General features: G+C 51.3%; 14 protein-coding genes and 1 other annotated feature. Of the genes, 3 read left to right on the top strand and 11 right to left on the bottom strand.

Annotation, left to right across the window (positions count from 1 at the left end; translation table 11 throughout):
* Positions 1 to 2 precede the first annotated feature (2 nt).
* Positions 3 to 350 carry a phage holin family protein gene (locus tag H70357_RS09285; protein WP_038588253.1) on the top strand — a complete coding sequence of 116 codons (348 nt, stop codon included), beginning with the start codon at positions 3 to 5 and terminating at the stop codon, positions 348 to 350.
* Between the two features lie 83 nt (positions 351 to 433).
* Here H70357_RS09285 and H70357_RS09280 read toward each other — a convergent pair whose 3' ends face one another.
* Positions 434 to 1,504, bottom strand: coding sequence for a GGDEF domain-containing protein (locus H70357_RS09280; RefSeq protein WP_052091934.1), 1,071 nt, complete (start codon positions 1,502 to 1,504; stop codon positions 434 to 436).
* Between the two features lie 298 nt (positions 1,505 to 1,802).
* Between H70357_RS09280 and H70357_RS09275 the strand changes: the two genes are divergently transcribed.
* On the top strand, positions 1,803 to 2,195 hold the full coding sequence (locus tag H70357_RS09275; RefSeq protein ID WP_038588250.1) for a cupredoxin domain-containing protein: 393 nt from the start codon (positions 1,803 to 1,805) through the stop codon (positions 2,193 to 2,195).
* A gap of 202 nt (positions 2,196 to 2,397) precedes the next feature.
* On the opposite strand, the gene zapA is transcribed toward H70357_RS09275, so the two are convergent.
* From zapA to pheS, 3 genes are all read right to left on the bottom strand, one after another.
* Positions 2,398 to 4,569, bottom strand: coding sequence for a cell division protein ZapA (gene zapA, locus H70357_RS09270; protein WP_038588247.1), 2,172 nt, complete (start codon positions 4,567 to 4,569; stop codon positions 2,398 to 2,400).
* 201 nt (positions 4,570 to 4,770) lie between these two features.
* Positions 4,771 to 7,215 carry a phenylalanine--tRNA ligase subunit beta gene (gene pheT, locus H70357_RS09265; RefSeq protein ID WP_038588244.1) on the bottom strand — a complete coding sequence of 815 codons (2,445 nt, stop codon included), beginning with the start codon at positions 7,213 to 7,215 and terminating at the stop codon, positions 4,771 to 4,773.
* 61 nt (positions 7,216 to 7,276) lie between these two features.
* A complete protein-coding gene (gene pheS, locus H70357_RS09260) occupies positions 7,277 to 8,311 on the bottom strand; it encodes a phenylalanine--tRNA ligase subunit alpha (protein ID WP_038588242.1) in 1,035 nt (344 codons plus the stop codon).
* 57 nt (positions 8,312 to 8,368) lie between these two features.
* Positions 8,369 to 8,657 (bottom strand) — a binding site (T-box leader).
* A 608-nt stretch (positions 8,658 to 9,265) separates the two neighbouring features.
* Here pheS and H70357_RS09255 point away from each other — a divergent pair.
* Entirely contained in the window at positions 9,266 to 10,867 is a 1,602-nt protein-coding gene (locus H70357_RS09255) for a sensor domain-containing diguanylate cyclase (protein ID WP_038588241.1), read from the top strand.
* 108 nt (positions 10,868 to 10,975) lie between these two features.
* On the opposite strand, the gene pulA is transcribed toward H70357_RS09255, so the two are convergent.
* From pulA to H70357_RS09220, 7 genes are all read right to left on the bottom strand, one after another.
* Positions 10,976 to 13,369: a type I pullulanase gene (pulA, locus tag H70357_RS09250; RefSeq protein ID WP_038599078.1), complete on the bottom strand. Its 2,394-nt coding sequence runs from the start codon at positions 13,367 to 13,369 to the stop codon at positions 10,976 to 10,978.
* Positions 13,370 to 13,750: 381 nt separating this feature from the next.
* A complete protein-coding gene (gene ptsP, locus H70357_RS09245) occupies positions 13,751 to 15,463 on the bottom strand; it encodes a phosphoenolpyruvate--protein phosphotransferase (protein ID WP_038588239.1) in 1,713 nt (570 codons plus the stop codon).
* Positions 15,456 to 15,731, bottom strand: coding sequence for an HPr family phosphocarrier protein (locus H70357_RS09240; protein WP_038599075.1), 276 nt, complete (start codon positions 15,729 to 15,731; stop codon positions 15,456 to 15,458). The genes ptsP and H70357_RS09240 overlap by 8 nt, the downstream gene beginning before the upstream one ends.
* 98 nt (positions 15,732 to 15,829) lie before the next feature.
* The gene (ptsG, locus tag H70357_RS09235; RefSeq protein ID WP_038588237.1) at positions 15,830 to 17,884 is read right to left on the bottom strand and encodes a glucose-specific PTS transporter subunit IIBC; all 2,055 of its coding nucleotides are present in this window, start codon (positions 17,882 to 17,884) and stop codon (positions 15,830 to 15,832) included.
* A gap of 251 nt (positions 17,885 to 18,135) precedes the next feature.
* Positions 18,136 to 19,008, bottom strand: a complete 873-nt coding sequence (gene glcT / locus H70357_RS09230) for a glucose PTS transporter transcription antiterminator GlcT (protein WP_038588235.1) — start codon at positions 19,006 to 19,008, stop codon at positions 18,136 to 18,138.
* A 124-nt stretch (positions 19,009 to 19,132) separates the two neighbouring features.
* Positions 19,133 to 20,746, bottom strand: a complete 1,614-nt coding sequence (locus H70357_RS09225) for a hypothetical protein (RefSeq protein ID WP_038588233.1) — start codon at positions 20,744 to 20,746, stop codon at positions 19,133 to 19,135.
* Entirely contained in the window at positions 20,739 to 21,449 is a 711-nt protein-coding gene (locus H70357_RS09220; RefSeq protein WP_038588230.1) for an ABC transporter ATP-binding protein, read from the bottom strand. The genes H70357_RS09225 and H70357_RS09220 overlap by 8 nt, the downstream gene beginning before the upstream one ends.
* Positions 21,450 to 21,497: the final 48 nt, after the last annotated feature.

The raw sequence follows: 21,497 nt of genomic DNA, 5'->3' as shown, positions 1-21,497 counted from the left end.
CAGTGAAATTTTTGGGTCATGTCGTCCGTTTCATCGTTGCAGCCATCGTGCTGCTGGTTGTCGGCTGGATTGTCCCGCAGTTTACGATCGGCGGTTTCTGGAGTGCGCTTGTCCTTGCCCTGGTGATCGCTCTGCTTGGCTGGGTTATTGAGGGCATCTTCGGCAAAAAAACAACGCCCTTCGGCCGCGGAATCGTCGGCTTTATCGTCAGCGCGTTAGTCATCTGGATCGCCCAGTTTGTCGTGAGCGGTGTCAGCGTCTCCATCCTTGGCGCACTTCTGGCAGCACTCGTCATAGGGATTATCGACCTGTTTCTGCCGGTATCCACTCCGTTCGAAGCGGGAAAATAACGTAACGGCCAGCAGAGGCTCTGCAGACAACGAAACCCCCTATTTCCGGATTATAACGGAATTAGGGGGTTTATTATAGTAACTTACGCATAGGACATGACCGGATCATCGTCATGGGCTACAGATGCGGTAACCACAGTATTCTTTCCGCTCCGCTTGGCTTTGTACAAGGCATTGTCTGTCTTGCGGAACAGCCGCTCTTTGCCGTCTCCGAGCTGGTAATCACATAACCCGATGCTGACCGTAATCGGCTTGTCCCCGGCATAGGGATGCTCCATCTGGGCGATATTTATCCGCATCTTCTCTGCAGCGGCATAAGCATCGTGAAAGCTTTTATCCGTGAAGATCACTGCGAATTCCTCACCGCCATACCTCGCCGAAAAATCATTTAAGCTGATCAGGCTGCCCATCTTGGCCGCAACCTCCTTCAGCACAAGGTCTCCGACCCAGTGTCCATAAGTATCATTCACCTGCTTGAAGTTATCAATATCAAACAGCGCCAGCTGCAGCCGCAGCCCGTTGCTTTCACACTGCTCCAGCAGCGAGTCCAGATATTCATGAAATGACTTGTGATTGTAAAGACCGGTAAGTGCATCAATCTTCAGCATCTTATCGGAAATTGCCCGCTCGACCATAAGTTCCTGTTCGGATATGGTCAGCTGCTCCAGATGCTCACGGGCTTCACGTGCCCGGACAATTACGGCCTGAGCCATTACAACGAACACAATAAACACGCACTCTACCATCAGAAACTCCAGCACCGGCTTGTCCAGCAACGGCCGTTCCAGCCCCAAATAAACACCGGCATAAAACAGTAAGCTAATCAGTCCCAATCCGTGCAGCAGTCTTTGATCGAAATAAACAAGCGCAATCATAATTGGCATCATCAGGGTCATTTGTGCACCGTCAACAAACGGCTCCAAGACGAAATACATCAAATAGGACACAATAAACCCGCAAACAACAACAGCCTGCTTGTGATATTGCAAGGTAGTGCGCAACCACATTTCGGCGAGTATCATCGCGATCACAATCATTATATTACATCCTATAAATAGGTGCCCCTTGCTCGGAATCAGCACCGTCTTGACTTCAGGCATATGGGTTGACAACATAAAGATGAGCTGGGCAGCCAGCATGAAAATTACCAGCACCCAATACCCGCTTAATATTCTCCGGTGCCATATCTCCGCGTTCAACGTATCATTAGCTAAATTGATGTATATCCCCTACTTCTAACCGTTAATATAATAGCTTTCATTATAATAAATTTAATTTATTTTTGCATCATTTATTTGCATTTTTCGACAAACTTCGGACATATTTTTAGACGAAATTTTGAGCCTGATTGTTTTTCAACAGTTTTGAAAAGTTTATCCAAGACTTCCGCTTAAAAGTAAGCTATGCTATTGTCACCGAACGGTATCAAAATATAGTTATAGGAGGATGAAGATGATCCAAAGATCAGCTATGCTGCTGTCCATCGCATTTGTTCTTATACTATCGGCCTGTAGTGGCGGCAACGGCAAGCAAGCCGGCTCCACCAGCAATAATGGCACTGCCGCTTCCGGCATCAAGCCGGAGGATGAACTCATCATTTCTGCTACGAATTACAGCTTTGACCAGGAGGAATATCATTTAAAAAAAGGCGTGCCGGTGGAGATCACCTTTAAGAACGAAAGCGGCAATCACGGAATTCTTGTTCCTGAGCTGGAGCTTCAATTAACCGCCAAGGATTCTTCCCGCGTCATTGTTCCAGAGGAAGCAGGAACCTTTGAAATGACCTGTGCAATCATGTGCGGCTCCGGGCACAGCTCGATGAGCGCCAAGATTATCGTGGAATAATAGCATACAGTTATCCGCAGATGCCAACTTGATATCTAACAAGTGGAAACGGCTTCGCCGTCCTCAAAAGGACGGTATCCGTTTCAGCGAGAAATAGAAGGATAATTTATAGCGTGAAGCATATAAATTCTTATATTTAGATAAAGACGGGGCCCAGGCAGAATTCACTGCCCGGGCCCCGTCTTTATCTTGCGTCCGCCATTCAACTATCCTGTTCGATCAGTTGAATCCATTCATTATATTCACTTTGCAGCTTGGCATATTCCCCTTGGAGATTGCGATGCTCCTGAGAGAGCTTATCCAGCTCACCTTGCCGCAGTTCGAACTGCGCCTGCACCAAACGAAGCTGGCCCTGCACGAGCTCGTAGCTCTCACCGATTTCTGCGAGCTGCTGCTGCACTTCGCTGCGCTCCCGGTTCATGGATTCAGCCTCGGCTTCGGCTTCTCCGGCCTGCTGCTGCCAGATCTCGATTTCCTCGCGCAGAGTGGCTTCCGCTTCGCTCCACTGCTGCTGACGCTGCTGAAGTTCTTCATATTTATGCTTCCAGGATGCCTCGTACTCCCGCGCTTCCTTCAGCACTTCCTGCTGCTCCGCTGCGGTTACGGCAGCTTCACGGCTGGCTTCGTAGAGCTCCTCGAGACGCCGTGTGGACTCTTCGCTTTCGGCTTCCAGCAGCTCGTATCTTTCGCGAAGCTGCTCGCCGTCCTGCAGAACATCATCATACTGCGCAATGAGTTCCTCATAACGCCCGCGCAGCGCCGAAAGTTCCTTGCGGGCTTCCGCTGCAGCTTCGCGCTGTGCTGCGCTCTCCATTTCCGCTTCTGCACGCAGTTGGGCCTCACGGTCCAGCTGCTGTACCATTCCGTCTGCCTGGCCGCGGAGCGTATCAATCTCACGCTGCAGTCCTGCTGACTTCTCTTCGGCTTCCAGAAGGTTCATCTCCAGCTCGCTGATATCCTCCATATGCTTGTCCGCAAGCTCCTGCCAGTTCCCGGCTTCTTCTGCTGTACGGGTAAGCTCCGCCTGTACGTTCAGCAAACTGTCCTTGGTTCCCTGCAGCGACTTGCGCAGCTCTGAGGATTCTTGCTGTGCCAGCTCATACCGCTGGCGTAGTCCTTCCAGCTCATCGCTGAGCAGCTCTCCCAATTCGGCGGCAGACCGCAGCTCCTTCTTGGTGTGGCTCAAGGTATCGGTTGTTGCCTGCAGCGATTCTCTGAGTTCTACGGCTTCGCGCTGTACCTGCTCATAACGCTGGCGCAGCTCTTCCAGCTCCCCATTCAGCAGTGTTCCCTGCTCCGTAGCGGAGCGCAGCTCTTCAGAAAGCTGCTCCTCCCGGCTTAGAACCGCTTCATATTGCGCCAGAAGCGTCGTACGGGCATCACGTTCACCCTTCAGCCCCGCTTCCGCCGCTCTCAGCCTGGACTGAAGCTGCCCGGTTCCGCCGCGCAGCTCGCTAAGCTGCTTCTCCAGCTCTCCGAGCTGCTGCTTATGCCGGTGCTCTTGGGTACCCTGTGACTGCCGCAGCTCCTTATTCTTGGCAAGCTCTTTCTGCAGCGCTTCTCTTTCAGTGCTGAGTTCTTTGTCCAGCGCGGATTTGGTATCCGCCAGTTCCTTGCTCAGCGAAGTGCGGATCTCCACAACCTCGCTTCCCAGCGACTCCCGGGTCTCGGCCAGTTCCTGCTGGAGAGCCGACAGCGTTTCCGCTTTCTCCTTGGACAGTGTCTCGCGGAGAAGCTCCAGCTCCTGCGCATGCGCCGCTTTCAGTACTTCCAGCTGCTCCAGACGTGCAGCTTCAAGCCGGTCCAGCTCCTGCCGGTGACTCTCGCGGGCAGCAGCCTGCTCATTCTCATTCGTATCCCGCAGCGCCTTCAGTTCCACCTCGCGGGCCTGAAGCTCTTCAGCCAGCTTATCCCGGTCCGCAGCGGCCGTCTTCCCTGCTTCAAGCAGCTGCTCGGCATGAACCTTGCGCTCCTGTTCCTGTATCTCCAAATGCCGTTTGCGTTCCTCTTCAGCGGCGGCAATCAGCCGTGCTGCATCTTCTTTGGCCGCAGCATCCAGCCGTTCGAATTCCTCCTGCCGCTCCCGCTGTACTTCGAGGAGACGTGATACCTCCACGCGCAGCTCCGTGCGCTCGCCGGTCAGCATATTCAGCTCATTCTTAAAGTCCTGAACCTGGATGGCCTGCTCTGCCATATGTACGGCTGCAAGCACCGCAATCCGCGGTGTATCCAGTCTGGAATGTGATTTGGAAATTGCGCGCATGTGCTCGTCCACATAACGGGCAACCTGCTTCATATATTCAGTGCTGCTTCCGACAAGTTTATAGGAAGTTCCATATATCTCCACGGCGACACGAGTCCGGTCCATAGCCACAGTTGTGCCCTCCTTTGTATGTGTGCGGATTCTAAGTTGCTATCCCTGCTTCTATTGTAGCGTTATTCTTAAACATTTGGCAAAAAAACGTCTTCATTATATTGATTTAGTCCATATCCGCCGAACCTTAAACTTATTAGAAAAAAGCCGCAGCGAATCTCTGGTTCTAAATGGATTCGCTGCGGCTTTGCACAATTCCTGCTACTTTCTTAATTCCGCACCAAAAGTTTGCTGAAGTGCGGAAACAACCTTATCATGCACTTCCCCAACTTCCTCGTCGGTCAGTGTATGTTCCGTATGACGGTAGAGCAGCGAGATCGCTACGCTCTTCTTCCCGCTTTCCATTTTGCCGCCGGTGTACACGTCGAATACCTGCACATTCTGCAGGAGTGTTCCTCCGTTCTCACGGATGGATGCCAGCAGATGGCCTGCCGGAACTTCCGAATCCACAACGACTGCAATATCCCGTTCCATTCCCGGGAAGCGCTGCAGTTCACTGTACTGCAGATTAGCCCGTGCGGACTCATAGAGCGGCTTCAGCAGGATCTCAGCTACATAGGTATCCTCCAGATCAAGCTTGCGCTGCAGTTCAGGATGAAGCTGGCCGATTGTTCCGATCTTCACGCGCCCTTCATCTCCCAGCAGATACACCGAAGCGGAACGGCCCGGATGATAGTCTTGCGGGGCATCAGCTTCGTAGACTACGCGTCCGGTAAGTCCCAGATGGGCAAACACGGTTTCCAGCGCGCCCTTAAGATCGAAGAAATCGACAGGCTCTGCCGTCACATTCCACTGTTTGGCTGCGCGGCTTCCGCTCAGCAGCAGTCCCAGCACCGGCAGCTCACGCGGCTGGCGGGTGAGCTGCTCTTCATCGGTGAAGAAGACATTGCCGATTTCGAACAGCGCCAGATCGCTTTGCCGGCGGTTGGTATTGTAGAGGGCAATATCCAGCAGCTGCGGAATGAGGCTGGTACGCAGCACGCTGCGTTCCTCGCTCATCGGCATGGCAAGCTTCACAGAAAGTTGACCTTCCGCAAGCGCAGGGAACCATTTGCTCTGCTCCGGCTGAATGAAGGAATAACCCATGACCTCCTGATATCCGCCAAGGGACAGCAGGCGGCGCAGCTCGCGGCGCAGGAACTGCTGTCTAGTGAGTGCTCCAGGAGTGGTAATACCTTCCATCAGGGTTGTCGGGATATTGTCATAGCCATACAAACGGGCAATCTCTTCAATGAGATCCACATCATAGCTGATGTCGCCGCGTCTGGTTGGCACCTGAACTTCAACGACTCCCTGGGAGGCATCGCCGCATTTGAAATGCAGACGGCCAAACAATGTCTTCACTTCCAGCAGCGACAGCTCCGTGCCGAGATAGTTGTTCAACTTCTCCAGCGACAAGGTCAGAACCTTCTCCTGTACAGAGTCTCCTCCTGCCTGAACAATGCCTTCATGCACTGAACCCCCGGCATAACGCGCAATCAGCGCTGCCGCCCGGTCCAATGCCGGAATTACGGCATTCGGATCCACTTCTTTCTCGAAGCGCAATGATGCTTCAGAGCGGAGGCCGAACTGGCGTGAAGCCTTACGGACCGTTCCACCGTCGAATTTGGCCGATTCCAGCACCAGATTCACTGTTTCTCCAGTTACTTCCGTTGCCAGTCCGCCCATCACTCCGGCAAGCGCTACGGCTTTTGCCCCATCGGCGATCACAAGCATTTGCGGCTCCAGCTTGCGTTCTTGCCCGTCGAGCGTAGTCAGAACCTCGCCTTCCTGCGCAAAGCGGACGCCAAGCACGCCGCCTTCCACCTTGTCACTGTCAAAGGCATGCAGCGGCTGTCCGTATTCCAGCATGACGTAGTTAGTGATATCCACGATGTTATTGATCGGACGGACACCTGCAGCCATCAGCCGGTTCTGAATCCAGAGCGGAGAAGCAGCAGGCTTCACTCCGGTAATATAGCGAACTGCATAGCGGGAACAGTATTCGTCATTCTCGATTTTTACAGAAATAGAGTCGGATGCCTTGCCCCCGGTCTCTACCAGATCCGCTGCTGGATCAGGCAGCTTCAGATCCCGGCCAAGAATCGCGCTTACCTCATAGGCCGCGCCAATCATGCTTAGGCAATCGGAGCGGTTCGGTGTCAGATCGAATTCAAGAATTTCATCATTCAGGCCCAGAACCTTCAGGATATCCTGGCCGATCTCGGTATTCTCAGGCAGAACAAGAATGCCTTCCTGCAGTTCTTTCGGCAGCAGCTTGTCATTCAGCCCAAGCTCCTTGGCCGAGCAGATCATGCCTTGCGACAATACGCCGCGCAGCTTGGCTTTTTTGATGTCCAGACCCGGAAGCTTCGCGCCTACCAAGGCTACAGGTACCTTTTGTCCCGCTTCGACATTCTTTGCTCCGCATACGATCTGCAGATCCTCGCCCTGTCCTGCATCCACGATACACACGTTCAGCTTATCGGCGTCGGGATGTTTTTCTTTCGATTTCACATATCCGGTTACAATCCCGGAAAGCCCCTTGTTACGGCGCTCGACACCGTCAATCTCGATGCCTGCAGTGGTGATTTTGTCCGCCAGCTCTTCAGCGGTTACTCCCTCTAACGATATATAATCAGCCAGCCATCCGGTTGATACTTTCATGTCCGCTCACTTCCTTTATTTCAGATGTATTTATCTACCAGCCCGCTCACCCGTCAAAAATCTAAATGCCCTTGAACTGCTTCACGAAGCCCATATCATTGGTATAGAAATAACGGATGTCGTCGATGCCGTATTTCAACATGGCAATCCGCTCCGCACCTACGCCGAAGGCGAAGCCGCTATACTCCTCAGGGTCGTATCCGCCCATTCTGAGTACATTCGGATGCACCATGCCAGCACCGAGGATTTCCAGCCAGCCGCTCTGTTTGCACAGCCGGCAGCCGTCTCCGCCGCATTTGAAGCAGCTGACATCAACTTCAACGCTAGGCTCGGTGAATGGGAAGAAGCTCGGACGAAGACGGATCCCCGCACTCGGGCCGAACATTTCTTTCATGAACTGCTGCAATGTACCCTTCAAGTCACTCATGCGGATTCCCCGTCCAATGACCAGACCTTCGATCTGATGGAACTGGAAGGAGTGGGTGGCGTCATCATCATCGCGGCGGAACACTTTGCCCGGACAGATGATTTTGACCGGTGTTTCACCCTGCATTGCCTGCATGGTGCGGATCTGCACCGGAGAGGTCTGCGTACGCATCAGGAGATCATCCGTCAAATAGAAGGAATCCTGCATATCGCGTGCCGGATGGTTCTTCGGCAGATTAAGCGCCTCGAAGTTATAGTAATCCGTCTCTACTTCAGGGCCTTCTGCTACCCGGTAGCCCATGCCGATGAAGATATCTTCAATCTCCTGCACCACCCGGGTTAGCGGATGAATTCCGCCTTGCGGCAACCCGCGGCCCGGCAGCGTAACATCGACTTTCTCTGCCCGCAGGCGGTTCAGCGTTTCCTGCTGCTGGAATGCCTCCTGCTTGGAGCCGATAATATCTTCTATCGCGCTGCGCACCAGATTCGCCACCTGGCCGATTACCGGACGCTCTTCCGCGCTAAGCCCTCCCATTCCCCGCAGAACCTCGGTTAATTCGCCTTTTTTGCCCAGATACTTCACGCGTAAGTCATTCAGAACCTGCGGATCTGTTACTTCCTGCAGCTTAGCCAATGCCTCAACCTTCAACGCTTCCAGCTTCTCTTTCATGGCGTGTACTGCCCCCTTAATCATCATATTGTCAACAAAAAAAGGCCTTTCCTCCCGGTAAGGGACGAAAAGACCGTGGTACCACCCTTGTTAGGCTGCCGTACCACTTCCCTTAAGAGCTGTATTCCCTCTTTCGGTGCGGTAAAGACATGCCTCACTTTAACAGAAATAACGGTCTGCGGCCGGTTTCCCCTACTGTCTTCCTTCAAAAAGATCTTGAAGTGAATTCAGGGAACTGCTCCGGAGTGAACTTCGGCAGCTCTGCTCTCCTAGAAACGCTCTCAATCTGCGGCGTTTCCTCCCTGTAAGCCAGGCACTGCGTACTCTTCTCCATCACTGCATTTATTATGATGTTGCTGGGAAACTGCATCTTCTTACTCAGAAGATATGTCTATTCATTATATGCACAAAATGTCGTTTTGACAAGCCGACAAATTCAGAGGAATTAATCCCTAAACTCGCCGGGAACGAACCTGCTAACCTTTAATATAGTGGACGGGAGCGGCAGCTATGATATTTTAGTTACTTAGCACAGAAAGGGAGTATCGTTTGTAGAAAACTTGGGTAATAGGACTCAGGGGTTGGAGTATGAATAAGCCTGTACTATACATAATGTTTAAATCTGATGCTAATTATATCAAGATCCCCATCTCCTCCCCGGCTTACCGGATCGCTTGATGACCCGAACGGTCGGCTGGCAGGGGATTTTGGGCATTTCAGGCTCGGATCAACCTCTTATATTCCATTCTCGGCCCGGATGCCCTAAGCAGGACGTCCTACATACTGATGAGAAGGATCCCTAATCGTACTGGAAGCACTATGTTTCTATGACTATTTGAAAGACACTCTCTCGTTGTCCCTGCGGCCAATTACCCGCAGCTGGGATTAGTTCCGCATAGGTATCATCTACTATCAAAGAGATTTCTCAAAGTTTTATGCGGGGAGAGGATGACAGTGGCTTTATACAAAATCAAAAACACACGCAGATTAATCCTTTTATTTGTCGCTATCTCCGTTATTCTGGCGGGCATCAGCACCGCTTCTCTGCTGTATCTGAACCACACAATTAACCGGCTTTCAGATTCACTGTACAGCGATGTCTACCAAAATTCAGAGCTGATTCTGAATGCCGACCGGGATCTTCATCAGGCTGCCCTTGCGCTGCACACGGTGATGAACCGGAACATTACGCGTGAACAGCGCGGCCTGCTGTCTCAGGAGTTTCATGACAATAATGCCCAGGTGAAGCAGCGGCTGGGCATGGTCAGCTACAACATCAACGCTATGAATCATCCGGAAAAGAGGATGACACAGAGCAATCGGCTGCTCTCCCAGCTGAGAAACGAGCTGCTGAGCTTCGAAGACGCTTTTGAAAGCTGGAAGAATACCGGGCAGAAACTGATCTCCCGGCGTATGGAAAGCAATTGGAACCCGGATACGTACTCAGCTATCATGATCAACACCCGGCTGAGTGAGGTCCGCAGCAGCCTGGATCAATCCGAGAACCTGATCGATAACTACGGACAGCAGATTACCCAAGAGTTCCGTGAGAGAAAAAGCACCCTGTTCGCGGCCTACTCGCTGATCTTGTTCCTGCTAATGCTCGTTATTATTTATCTCTGCCGCAGAGTAGTTTCGCTGCAAAGTGAGATGCAGGAAGATCAATCCCTATACCAGCTGATCGGTGAGACCATATCTGACTTCATTATTTTGACCGATCCAAACGGTATGATCCTGTACGCCTCACCTTCCCATTCCAGCGTGCTTGGCTACGTGCCGGACAAAGATGTTCCTCTTTCCAACTATATCCGCGAAGCTGAAATCTCCTGGGCGAAGCTGAAGAGTGTGGTTCAGGGGACTCCACGAATTTCGGAGCTGCGCATGCGTTCGGCAAAAGGCCACTGGGTGTGGCTGGAAACGAAAATCTCACCGATCACCGGCAGCCATGCTTTTCCCGCGCAGTATATGCTTATCTCTCGTGAGATCACCCAGCGCAAGCAACATGAGGAACGGCTCCACAAGCTGGCCTTCTATGATCATTTAACAGCAATCCCCAATAGAGCCCATTTTAAAATGTACATGGAGAACCTGATTAATCAGCCTGAGGACCGCAGACAGGAAATAGCAGTTGCGCTGCTCGACTGCGACAGGTTCAAGCAGCTTAATGATACCCTTGGCCACTTGGCCGGAGATGAATTCCTGCAGTTGCTCTCCCGTGAGCTGCAGCAGACGGTTAAAGGATTCGGTCAGGCGTTCCGCATCGGCGGCGATGAGTTCGCCGTCGTGCTTCACCGCTTTACCAATCCAGAGATGCTGAACGAAATGCTGGACCGTTTACTTCAGCTGTTCAACAAATCCTGGTCTGTCAACCAAGGCTCCAGCTTTCATACTTCCGCCAGCATCGGCGTAGCCCTATATCCGCAGCATGGCGGCAGTATCAACGAACTGCTCCGCGCCGCCGACCTGGCGATGTACCGCTCCAAAAACAGCGGCGGCAACGAAGCCAATCTATACAATAAGCTTGTGGATGAAGAACATTCAGACAAGCATAAATAAAGAAACAGGCAGCAAAACAGGCTGTTCCGGAATCACTGCCCAAACGGCGGCGATGCTGGAACAGCCTTTATCAGCTGAGTGGCTATCTGTTTAATCTATAGCTTAACTTCAGCTGCTTAACTGAAGCGGATTATCTCCATCGCCGCTGCTTGCACTGCTGCGGTCTTGCACCACTACCTTAAGCAGCGCTTCATTGCCGGAGCAGTCAATAAAGCGGTCTCCGCTACCCTTCTCTTCCCAGTCATTCAGCCGCAAAATATATCCAACCGACTCTGTTCCCGGCACCACTTCGATCCGTGCTACCGCACGTCCATCCTCCATCTGCCGGAAATCGCACTGCCCATCCTGGATGCCTGTACCCCACACCCAAAGATTCCAGCCGCGGTAATCGCCGTCGGGGCGGTCATAATGAACCTCAATGATCTTTGCCCGCGGTGCAGGCTCGCCGTAGACATCATACAGTACCATCATCGACAGTCCTTCAAGCTCTACTGCATGATCTGTAGCAATACGGAAGGCTTCTGTACCGGCACCGGAATGATCTACCACAATGTTCCAGCAGCCGCCTGTCTCAGGCAGCTGCTGAGTAACAGGCCCCCTATTGGCGTTGAAAATAACAACGATATTGTTCCAGACATCACCGCCTGCATTATCCTTCAGCTGATAAGCGACGACGCCGTCTTCACAGCGCAGGAACTCCAGTGAGCGCTCGATCTCCTGCCGTCCATGCAGACGGAAGGCCGGATGCTTGCGCCGCAGCTCAATAAGCCCTTTATAATATTGAAAGACAGGCATAAATGTCTCTTTGTTATCCCAGCGGATCGCATTGACCACATCAGGGGAACGGTAGCTGTTATGATCCCCGTATTTGCTGCGCAGCATTTCATCTCCGGCATGCAGAAAAGGAATGCCCTGGGAGGTTAAAATGATCCCGTTAGCCAGCAGGGATCGGCGCACAGTTTCATTGTCAAGAACATCCTGCGGGTCGATTGCGAAGTACGGATTTGCTTTAGCGACCGCCTTTTCGACCTCACCGCCGCCCTTCAATCTTCCGTTCTCCAGTTCAGGCAGATCCGCCGCCTGGCGCTGGCCTTGGGAAGCAAGCACCTTATCCCACAGATTCAAGTTATCATGAGCGGTTACATAATTCACCGTTTCGACAGGCGAGTCGGTAAATTCATGAATCGCTCCTTTTATTCCCGACGCCACTGAGCCTTCTTTGCCGTATTCACCGGTTGCGAAGCCTTTGCCCCAACCATCGCTGTCGCCTTTTATTGCCGCGCGGAAGTTGTCATTGAACACGGCATAACCTTTGCCCCGCTGCACACCCTTCAGCGTTTTGTCCGCCAGTGGAGAGTCCCCTCCTGTCCACGGCTCCCCGTAGATCAGCAGATTCGGATTAATGGCAAGGCGCAGCTCTTCCGTAATTTCGCGCATGGTTACGCTGTCCATCAGACCCATCAGATCAAAGCGGAACCCGTCGATATGATACTCCGAAGCCCAGTATAACAAGGAGTCCTTAATATATTTGCGCACCATAGGCCGCTCTGTGGCAATTTCGTTGCCGACGCCCGAACCGTTGGACAGTCTACCCAAATAATCATGACGGTAGAAATACTCCGGCACCAGCGGCTCGAATGGCCCCTTCTCAACAGAATACGTATGGTTGTACACCACATCCATAATGACCGAAATGCCTCGGCTGTGCAGTGCCTGCACCATTTCTTTGAATTCACGGATCCGGGTCCCGGGTTCAGCCGGGTTGGTACTGTAGGACCCTTCGGGTACATTATAATGCTGTGGATCATAACCCCAGTTATATTCGCTGTAATGTCCCGCTTCGGTGTCCAGACCATTTGCATTCAGTTCGTTTACCGTCTGGAAATCGAATACCGGCATTAGATGCACGTGGGTAATCCCCAGTTCAGCCAAATGATCAATCCCCAGTGCATTCCCTGCAGAATCACGTAATCCGGTTTCCGTAAAAGCTTTGAACTTCCCCTTATGCAACATGCCAGAGCTCTCATGGGCGGAGAAATCCCGTACATGCAGCTCATAAATTACCGCATCTGCGGGATGTTGCAACTGGGGTGAACGGTCCTCTGCCCAGGAGGGCGGATCGGTCTCACGCAAATCCACAATCGCCGACCTCACCCCGTTCGCCGAAACAGCGGTTGCATAGGGATCGGCGGCCTCCCTTATACTGCCGTCGGCAAATACGGTGCGGTACATATAATATTTGCCTTTCAGATCTCCGGTAAGCTGCGCCTGCCAAACACCGCCGTCCTGGCGCTGCATGGGGATAATCACTCCACTGTCTTTGGAATAAACGGCTGATACATCTGCGCCGGTCCCGCCGGTCTCGTACAATACAACCGATACGGTAAAGGCCGTCGGGGCCCATACTTTAAACTGGCTGCAGCCTGCAGTGTAGGTTAGTCCAAGGTCTTTGCCTTCATAAGTCTCTATTATTGTCTCTGTATTTATATAATTGCTATTCATGTATTCCACCATCCCCCTGTTCTCCGCCATATTGCCGGATAACGGTTTACTTCACTTAAATCCAACTATTTCCACTATGGAAGAAATTAATACTTGCACAGATCTGCAAGCGAAGTCTATAGAGTACTGTCTTTCTTTTGAATCATAATATAATATGTAACACTATGTTCACAGGTTTGGGTTCCACCCGTTTTATGTGCCCACATTCTATTATCGGCTGCTGCGCCCAGGTATTTGAGCTTGTCCTTATAAATGACAGCACGAACAAAAGATGATGTACTGCCGCTGACAACAAAAAAACGGCCTCCTATAGAGGAGGCCGGCAGTAGTAGTTGGAAGAGTGAATTGCCTAAACGGATAATGCAAGAAAGCTTTGCGAATTTACTTCACGCTGCTCTGCACAAGTGCAGCAACTTCCTCGGCGGTGCCAAGCTGAAGTGCTTTAGCAGCCATTTCCTTCATATCTGCAGCGGACAGCTTAGAAATCTGGCTGCGTGCAGGCAGGATGGAGGTTGCGCTCATGCTGAACTCATCGAGGCCCAGACCGAGCAGCAGCGGAATCGCTGTGCTGTCGCCGGCCATTTCGCCGCACATGCCGGTCCATTTGCCTTCGGCATGGGCTGCGTCGATAACGATTTTGACCAGACGCAGGATCGCCGGATTGTATGGCTGATACAGGTAGGATACCCGTTCATTCATACGGTCGGCAGCCATCGTATATTGAATAAGATCGTTGGTACCGATACTGAAGAAATCCACTTCTTTGGCGAACTGGTCAGCCAGAACCGCCGTTGATGGAATTTCTACCATGATGCCCAACTGAATGTTGTCCGATACTTCCTTGCCTTCTTCGCGCAGCTTAGCCTTTTCTTCCAGCAGCAGATCGCGGGCTGCACGGAATTCGCCGAGCGTAGCGATCATCGGGAACATGATGCGCAGGTCACCGTGAGCACTTGCTCTAAGCAAAGCGCGCAGCTGGGTGCGGAAAATATCCTGACGGTCCAGACACAGGCGGATCGCACGGAATCCAAGGAACGGGTTCATTTCCTTCGGCAGATCCAGGTAAGGCAGCTCCTTGTCGCCGCCGATATCCAGTGTGCGCACAACAACCGGCTTGCCGTTCATGTTCTCAAGCACAGTGCGGTAAGCATTGTACTGAATTTCTTCGGAAGGCAGCTTGTCTCGGCCCATGTACAGGAACTCGGTGCGGTACAGACCTACACCTTCGCCGCCGTTCTCGATCACACCGTTCACATCATTAGGTGTGCCGATGTTGGCAGCTAGTTCTACATGTTTGCCGTCAGCCGATACGGTCGGCTCATCGCGGAGTTTTTTCCACTCGGCAATTTGCAGATCATAGGCTTCCTGTTTAGCTTTATATTCGGCGACTTCAGCATCGCTCGGGTTGATTAGAACATCTCCGCTCAAACCGTCGACAATCACCAGATCTCCCGCCTTGACTTCAGACAGTACATTCTTGGTGCCGACTACCGCCGGAATTTCCAGGGACCGGGCCATGATGGCCGAGTGCGAGGTGCGTCCGCCGATATTCGTCGTGAAGCCCTTCACGTATTTACGATTAAGCTGCGCCGTGTCGGATGGAGTCAAATCCAGGGCAATGACGATAACCTCTTCATTGATTTCCGCAGGACTTACATAGTGAATACCCAGCAGGTGGTTCAGGATGCGTTTGGTTACATCGCGCATATCAGCGGCACGTTCCTGCAGGTAAGCACTTTTCATATTTTCGAACATTTCGATAAACTGAGTGGCAACTTCATTTAGGGCATAGTCCGCATTAACCGATTCCTCGCGGATTTTATCCATTACGGGACTGATGAGTTCGGGGTCTTCAAGAATCAGCAGATGGGATTCGAAAATCTCCGCCTTCTTCTCGCCCAATTCAGCGAGCGTGCGCTCCTTAATGCCCTGCAGCTCGCCCTTGGATTTCTCCAGGGCGCTCTCCAGTTTGGCAATCTCGGCTTCCACATCGCTTACAGCAGTCTTCGTGATTGTATAATCCGGATGTTCCAGGATAAATGCACGGGCTACGGCAATACCTGCTGAAGCCGCGATTCCTGAAATTTTATTCATGAAGCTCTCCCAGCCCTTCTTTAATCATCACATCTTGCAGTGCGCTCAGTGCTTCCGCTTCTTCACTGCCTTCAGTAATCAGACTCAAGGTATCGCCAGCTTCAAGACCCAAAGACAATACGCCGAGAATGGATTTAAGTGTTACTTTTTTACCTTTGGCTTCCGCGAATGCTTCTGTGCCTTTAAACTTTGTTGCTGTATTTACCAGCGCTGTTGCTGGGCGTGCGTGAATTCCGTCTTCGTCAATAATTCTGAATGTTTTTTGCATGATAATATCCAACTCGCTTTCTGTTAATTTGAATGTTTGTCTTATGTGAAGGCCGCGCTCCCCTTCATTATAAGGGAAGCGCCATGCCAATGCACATTTTACTGAATGCTGATGATGTCTTTATCGCCTACAGCCACTTTACCCGGCTTCTTCAAGGTAACCGTCGACCCTTCAGGCAGATTGGAGAAGATGACCGGTGAAATAACGGAAGGCGCATGGGCTTTCACGTATTCCAGATCCACTTCCATAATCGGCTGTCCTGCAGCTACCAGGTCGCCTTCTTCTACAAGAATTGTGAAGCCTTGGCCTTTAAGCTTTACAGTATTAACACCAATATGCACGAGCACTTCCTTGCCGCCGTCGGACATAATCCCGATGGCATGCTTGCTCGGGAATACATTGAACACTTTACCGTATACCGGTGAAGCAATCTTGCCGTCATCTGACAGGAAGGCGAAGCCGTCACCCGTCATCTTCTGGGAGAAGACAGCATCTGGAACCTGCGTAATATCAAGCAGCTCGCCATTTACCGGGGACACGATGTCCTCAGGAATAATTGCTGCGCCTTCTTCACCGACCTGCTTCTCAAGCTCAGGCTGCGGTGCGGCTGAAGCAGCTGGTATTCTGCCGTTCATGACATCCTGTATCTGTGACTTGATTGTATCTGAACGTGTACCAAAGATCGCCTGAACGTTATTACCAACCTCAAGCACACCGGAAGCACCCAGCTTCTTCAGCCGGTTCTTATCTACGCCTGCCTTATCCTTAACCTCGACGCGGAGGCGGGTGATGCAGGCGTCCAGATGGGTGATGTTTTCTTTGCCGCCCAGTGCGGACAAAATGTTGCGCGGCAGATCATCACCGCTTGTAGATACATTCCCCGTGTTGACGTCTTCCGAATCATCGGATGCATCTTCACGGCCCGGAGTTTTCAGATTGAACTTCCGGATGACATAGCGGAATCCAAAGTAGTAAATCACGGCAATAACCAGACCTACCGGGATAACCAGCCACCACGCAGTACGGTTCGGGATAATACCGAACAGCACATAGTCGATAAAACCGCCGGAGAAGGTCATTCCGATCTTAACATGAAGGATTTGCATAGTCATAAAGGAAAGACCTGCAAAGACAGCATGCACTGCGAACAGAAGCGGAGCTACGAACAGGAATGAGAATTCCAGCGGCTCTGTAATCCCTGTCAGGAAAGAAGTAAGGGCTGCAGAAACCATCAAGCTGCCGACAATCTTTTTGTTCTCAGGTTTGGCTTCATGGTAGATCGCCAGTGCCGCTGCCGGCAGACCGAACATCATGAACGGATATTTACCTGTTGTAAATGTACCCGCTGTGAAATCCACCCCGTCGCGCAGCTGCTGCATGAAGATCCGCTGATCCCCGCGTACCAGTTCGCCGGCTTTATCGACATAACTTCCGAACTCATACCAGAACGGCGAATAGAAAATGTGATGCAAGCCGAAAGGAATCAGTGAACGCTCAATGACACCGAAGATAAAGGCCGACAGCGTCAAGTTCGTGTTGATCATGCTTTGCGACACATAGTTCAGGCCGTGCTGGATCGGCGGCCAAACAGCCGTCAATACAAGACCAAGAATCAGGGAGGTTACTGCCGTCATAATCGGCACAAACCGTTTACCCGCAAAGAAACCGAGATACGACGGCAATTCTATGCGGAAGAACCGCTTGTACATCGACGCGGCCAGTATCCCGACCAGGATACCGCCGAAAACCCCTGTCTGCAGCGTCGGTATTCCCAAGACACTGGAATAGGAGAAATCCTTCCAGGTCAATACATAAGCGTTAATGCCCAGTACCGTTCCCATGGTTACATTCATGACGAGGAAACCGATGATTGCCGCAAGACCGGCAACCCCTTCACCACCGGCAAGACCGATGGCTACCCCGACCGCAAACAAGAGTGACAGGTTATCAAAAACAATCTGTCCCGAGTTCATCAAAACGTTGGCAACGGCCTGAACCCCGCTGTTTTCCAGTGCCGGTACGTATTGGAGGAAATCCGGGTTAACCAGCATGTTGCCGATCCCGAGCAGCAAGCCCGCCGCAGGCAGGATGGCTACAGGAAGCATAAGCGCTTTACCGACTCTTTGCAAAACGCCAAACAACTTTTTGAACATTTAGGCCACTTCCTTAATAGTAATTTCGCACAAACAGGAAACCAAAAAAGGCATGAGCAACACAGCATTAAGGTTTGTCTCTCTAACACTAAGGTTAGATTGCCCCAGCTTGGGGCCTGACAACCAAAATACTGTAAATCACTCATGCCTGATCGTATCAGTTACACGTAGGTATTCTGTTTTATTGGAACAGGGAACATTGTAGCACCGATTTTTTGAAGTTGCAAGCATGTTTTTGTAAGGGGTTCATTTCAACCCTCATGCTGCTCCATATCCTCTTCATCCTCTTTCTTCTGGGCCAGACGCTGCAGATGAATAGTCAGGTAGCTCACTTCAGCCGGATATACCGGAATACGCACCCGCTGCTCAATGACCTTAGTCAGCTTCCAGGCCAGCATGTACATTTCAGGATATTCGCGCTTCATTAACCCGTCAAGAGAAGAAGTCTCCCGCACACTCTCACCACGGCGCAGTCTTTCCAGAACAAAACGCAGGTGGGTGACCAGCCGGGAATAATCCAGGGAATCCCGCGGAACATGATAACTCAGATTATCCTCCACCAGCCCCACGAGATCACCGATCAGCACGGAATGCTGCTTCACCTCGGAGATATGACGGTTGCTCAATGCGCTTACAATATGCAAAGCGACAAAACCGATCTCATCAAAAGGCAACGTTACCCCCATCGCCTGATTGATCCGCCCGACTGCATATTCGGCCAGACTGTATTCCTCAGGGTAAATTTCCCTGGTTTCGTACAGAAACGGATTATGTATGGCGATATCTTGTTCATGACGGCGGATGGCAAATGAAATATGGTCAGTGAGTGCAATATGAATATGTTCATTCAGCGGTTGGCGGCTGCTCTGCATGATATGCAATACAATCTCCTGAACTACCTCGATCAGCTTCTCGTCCACCTGCGGAACGAGCTGCTTGTATTGCTCCTGCTCCTCCTGGCTGCGGAGAATAAACATCTTCTCCACGGAAGACAGACTGATCCGATCACGCATTTTCCGGTTAAAGCCTATGCCCTTTCCGATCACCACAACCTCGGCGTATTGGGGATGCTCGGCAATAATCACATTGTTATTGAGTACCTTAGCCACTGTTATGCTGCTCACTGCTTACACCTCTTTGAATTCTGAATACCTTTGCCGCTGCGGCAGCTGCATAACTTGACAGCATGTGTAGATTATACTTGGCTACCGCCATAACATCAAGATTTCAGATGTGGAAGAGGCTGGATCATTTTACCCGGAAGGTTCTGCCCGAGTATTTATAGACCAGGAATAAGGCGATGGTCATGTAGGCTACCGTGGTCAGCAGTACCATTCCCGCAAAATAAGCCGGAGTGCTCTCCAAGCGGAGGCACACAATGGTTGCAGCCAACACAATACTGTTGACAATGGTGAAGAATGGATTCTTCAAATTCAGCTCTGTGCTGTAAGGCTGGAAAATATAATACATGAACAAGTGATGCACGGAGAAGAACAGGGATAAGCCGAGGATAGCCCCGCAAAAACCAGCTGCATCCGCAATCCCCCAGGTTTCATCCGAAAGCAGAATGAGCAGATTCACAGCTATACAAATAGCTCCGGCCGGAATCAAATTCAGAGCGGTTATTCTCAGCAGGCGAATCCGGAAATTGCTCAGCACCGCCGTCCGTTCCCGGTAGAATCCATACCGCAGCAGACTAATGTCGCAGTTGTAAAACATGGCTTTGCAGACCTTCTCACCGATCGAGGTAAAATTCATAATAAATACAAAATAAGAAAGGCTGCCGATTAAAAAATGTGACATCTTGGTAAACATTGCCGGTGAGACCATCATCGACAGCAATCCGGCTGCGAACAACACGCCAATGATGAGCAGCCGCCGCTGAATCGGCTGTATTAAAAAACGTTTATGCCGGGAGAAAAAGATCGCATTCAGGTAAGCATAGCCGCTTTTCTCCTGAAATTGACCGGGACTCAGCTGTTCCGCTGAAAAATCCTTTTCTTTCGTCTCGACATCCTTCACTCTCGATTCCTTCATCATACGCCCCATATCCAGCAGCGGATCGTCTATTTTGGTCACGGCATCAACCGCACTGCGGTAACGGGGATAACGCGCAATATAAACGGCGGCAACCACTCCTATAGCCGCAATGGCTAAACCCGCCGGCAGGTTGAACAACATAGCGCTGTCCACGAAGGACACTTCTGCATACAGCAGAGCATAGGCAAGCGGAAATCCCACGCCTATGACGGTCCACACCCACCCTGTTTTTTTGACAAGCACAATGTCCGTACGGTCGAAGAGCCATAAATGCAGCGCCTCACTTCCCAAGCGCCAGGCAGTTAACAGCAGGGCAAGCAGCACTCCCTGCCAGACCGGGACCTGCAGCAATGAAGCGAAGAGGCACATGGCCGGTATATAATAAACAAAGAAACTGAAGGTCCGAAGCGACAGAGTAGCGTGCATGTACTGATCAGCAGGCAGCCGCATCAGCTTCACACAAATATATTTGTCCCGCTTCGGTTCCAGGATGACCGCATTTGAAACTGCGGCTACGACACAACTGATTATGACCAGCACTTGCAGATAGAGCTGATACTGTTCAGCAGGCGGCAGTTCCTTGCCGATTGTGATCACCGGCCAATAGACTACAATTCCCAAATAAGCGAATTTGGTCAGAAAGCCCCATATTATCTTCAGAATAAGCACGATTACAGTCAGCGTCTTTTTGAGTCCTGTCCGGGAATACAAGTCATTCTTTGCCATCTTCCCAATTACCGGCAACCGCTGGAGATAATAGATCAGCCGGTTCGCCCCGGATGCGCCCCTGATATCCAGTATGGTGTTCAGCGTCTTAATCATTGCTGCCCTCATCCTTTAGCAAGGTTATGATTCTCTCCTCGAATTCCGGGCTGTGCAGAGTGTCGGCAGGAATCTCCTGGAGTGTCCCGTTATTCAGGATAACGAGTTCGTCGCACAAGTCGGCTGCAAGCTGCAAAATATGGGTGGAGAAAATAATGATATGATCCTGCTTCATCTCCCGCAGCAGCTTCTTGATCTCCAGTGCCACCACAACGTCAAAAGAAGTCAATGGTTCGTCCAGCAATATCAAGGGCGGACGCGTAATGATAAAGCAGAGCATTTGGATCTTGTTCTTCATGCCATGAGAATACCCTTTGATCAGCCGGTGGCGGTCCTCCTGCTCAATCCGGATAATGTCGAAATAGTCTTCGATGCTTTTGCCAGGTTCAATCTTGTCGCGGTTGATATCCATATAGAATTTCACAAACTCATAGCCTGTAAGAAATTCCGGCAGGATGGGCAAAGAAAACACATACCCGATATCCGCCTCGCGAAGCGGACTGCTTACTTCGTTTTCCCGTAAAAAAGCCCCGCCGCTGTCCATTCCAATCTCCCCGCTCAAGCAGTTGAACAGCGAGGTTTTACCGGCACCGTTGCGGCCCAGCAGACCGTAAATCTTGCCTTTTTCAAAAGTGTAGTCAATGCCTTTGAGCACTTGTTTATCTCCGAAGCTCTTACGGATGTTATCCAAGAGCAGCTCCATACGAAGTTCCCCACTCTCCATAAAATTCAAGGTATGACAGGCAATGCG

Origin of the sequence: Paenibacillus sp. FSL H7-0357 (assembly GCF_000758525.1) — a bacterium.
Lineage (GTDB): Bacteria > Bacillota > Bacilli > Paenibacillales > Paenibacillaceae > Paenibacillus_AQ.
Note: the sequence above shows the minus strand (reverse complement) of the source record. Positions and strands in the feature narration are given on the sequence as shown.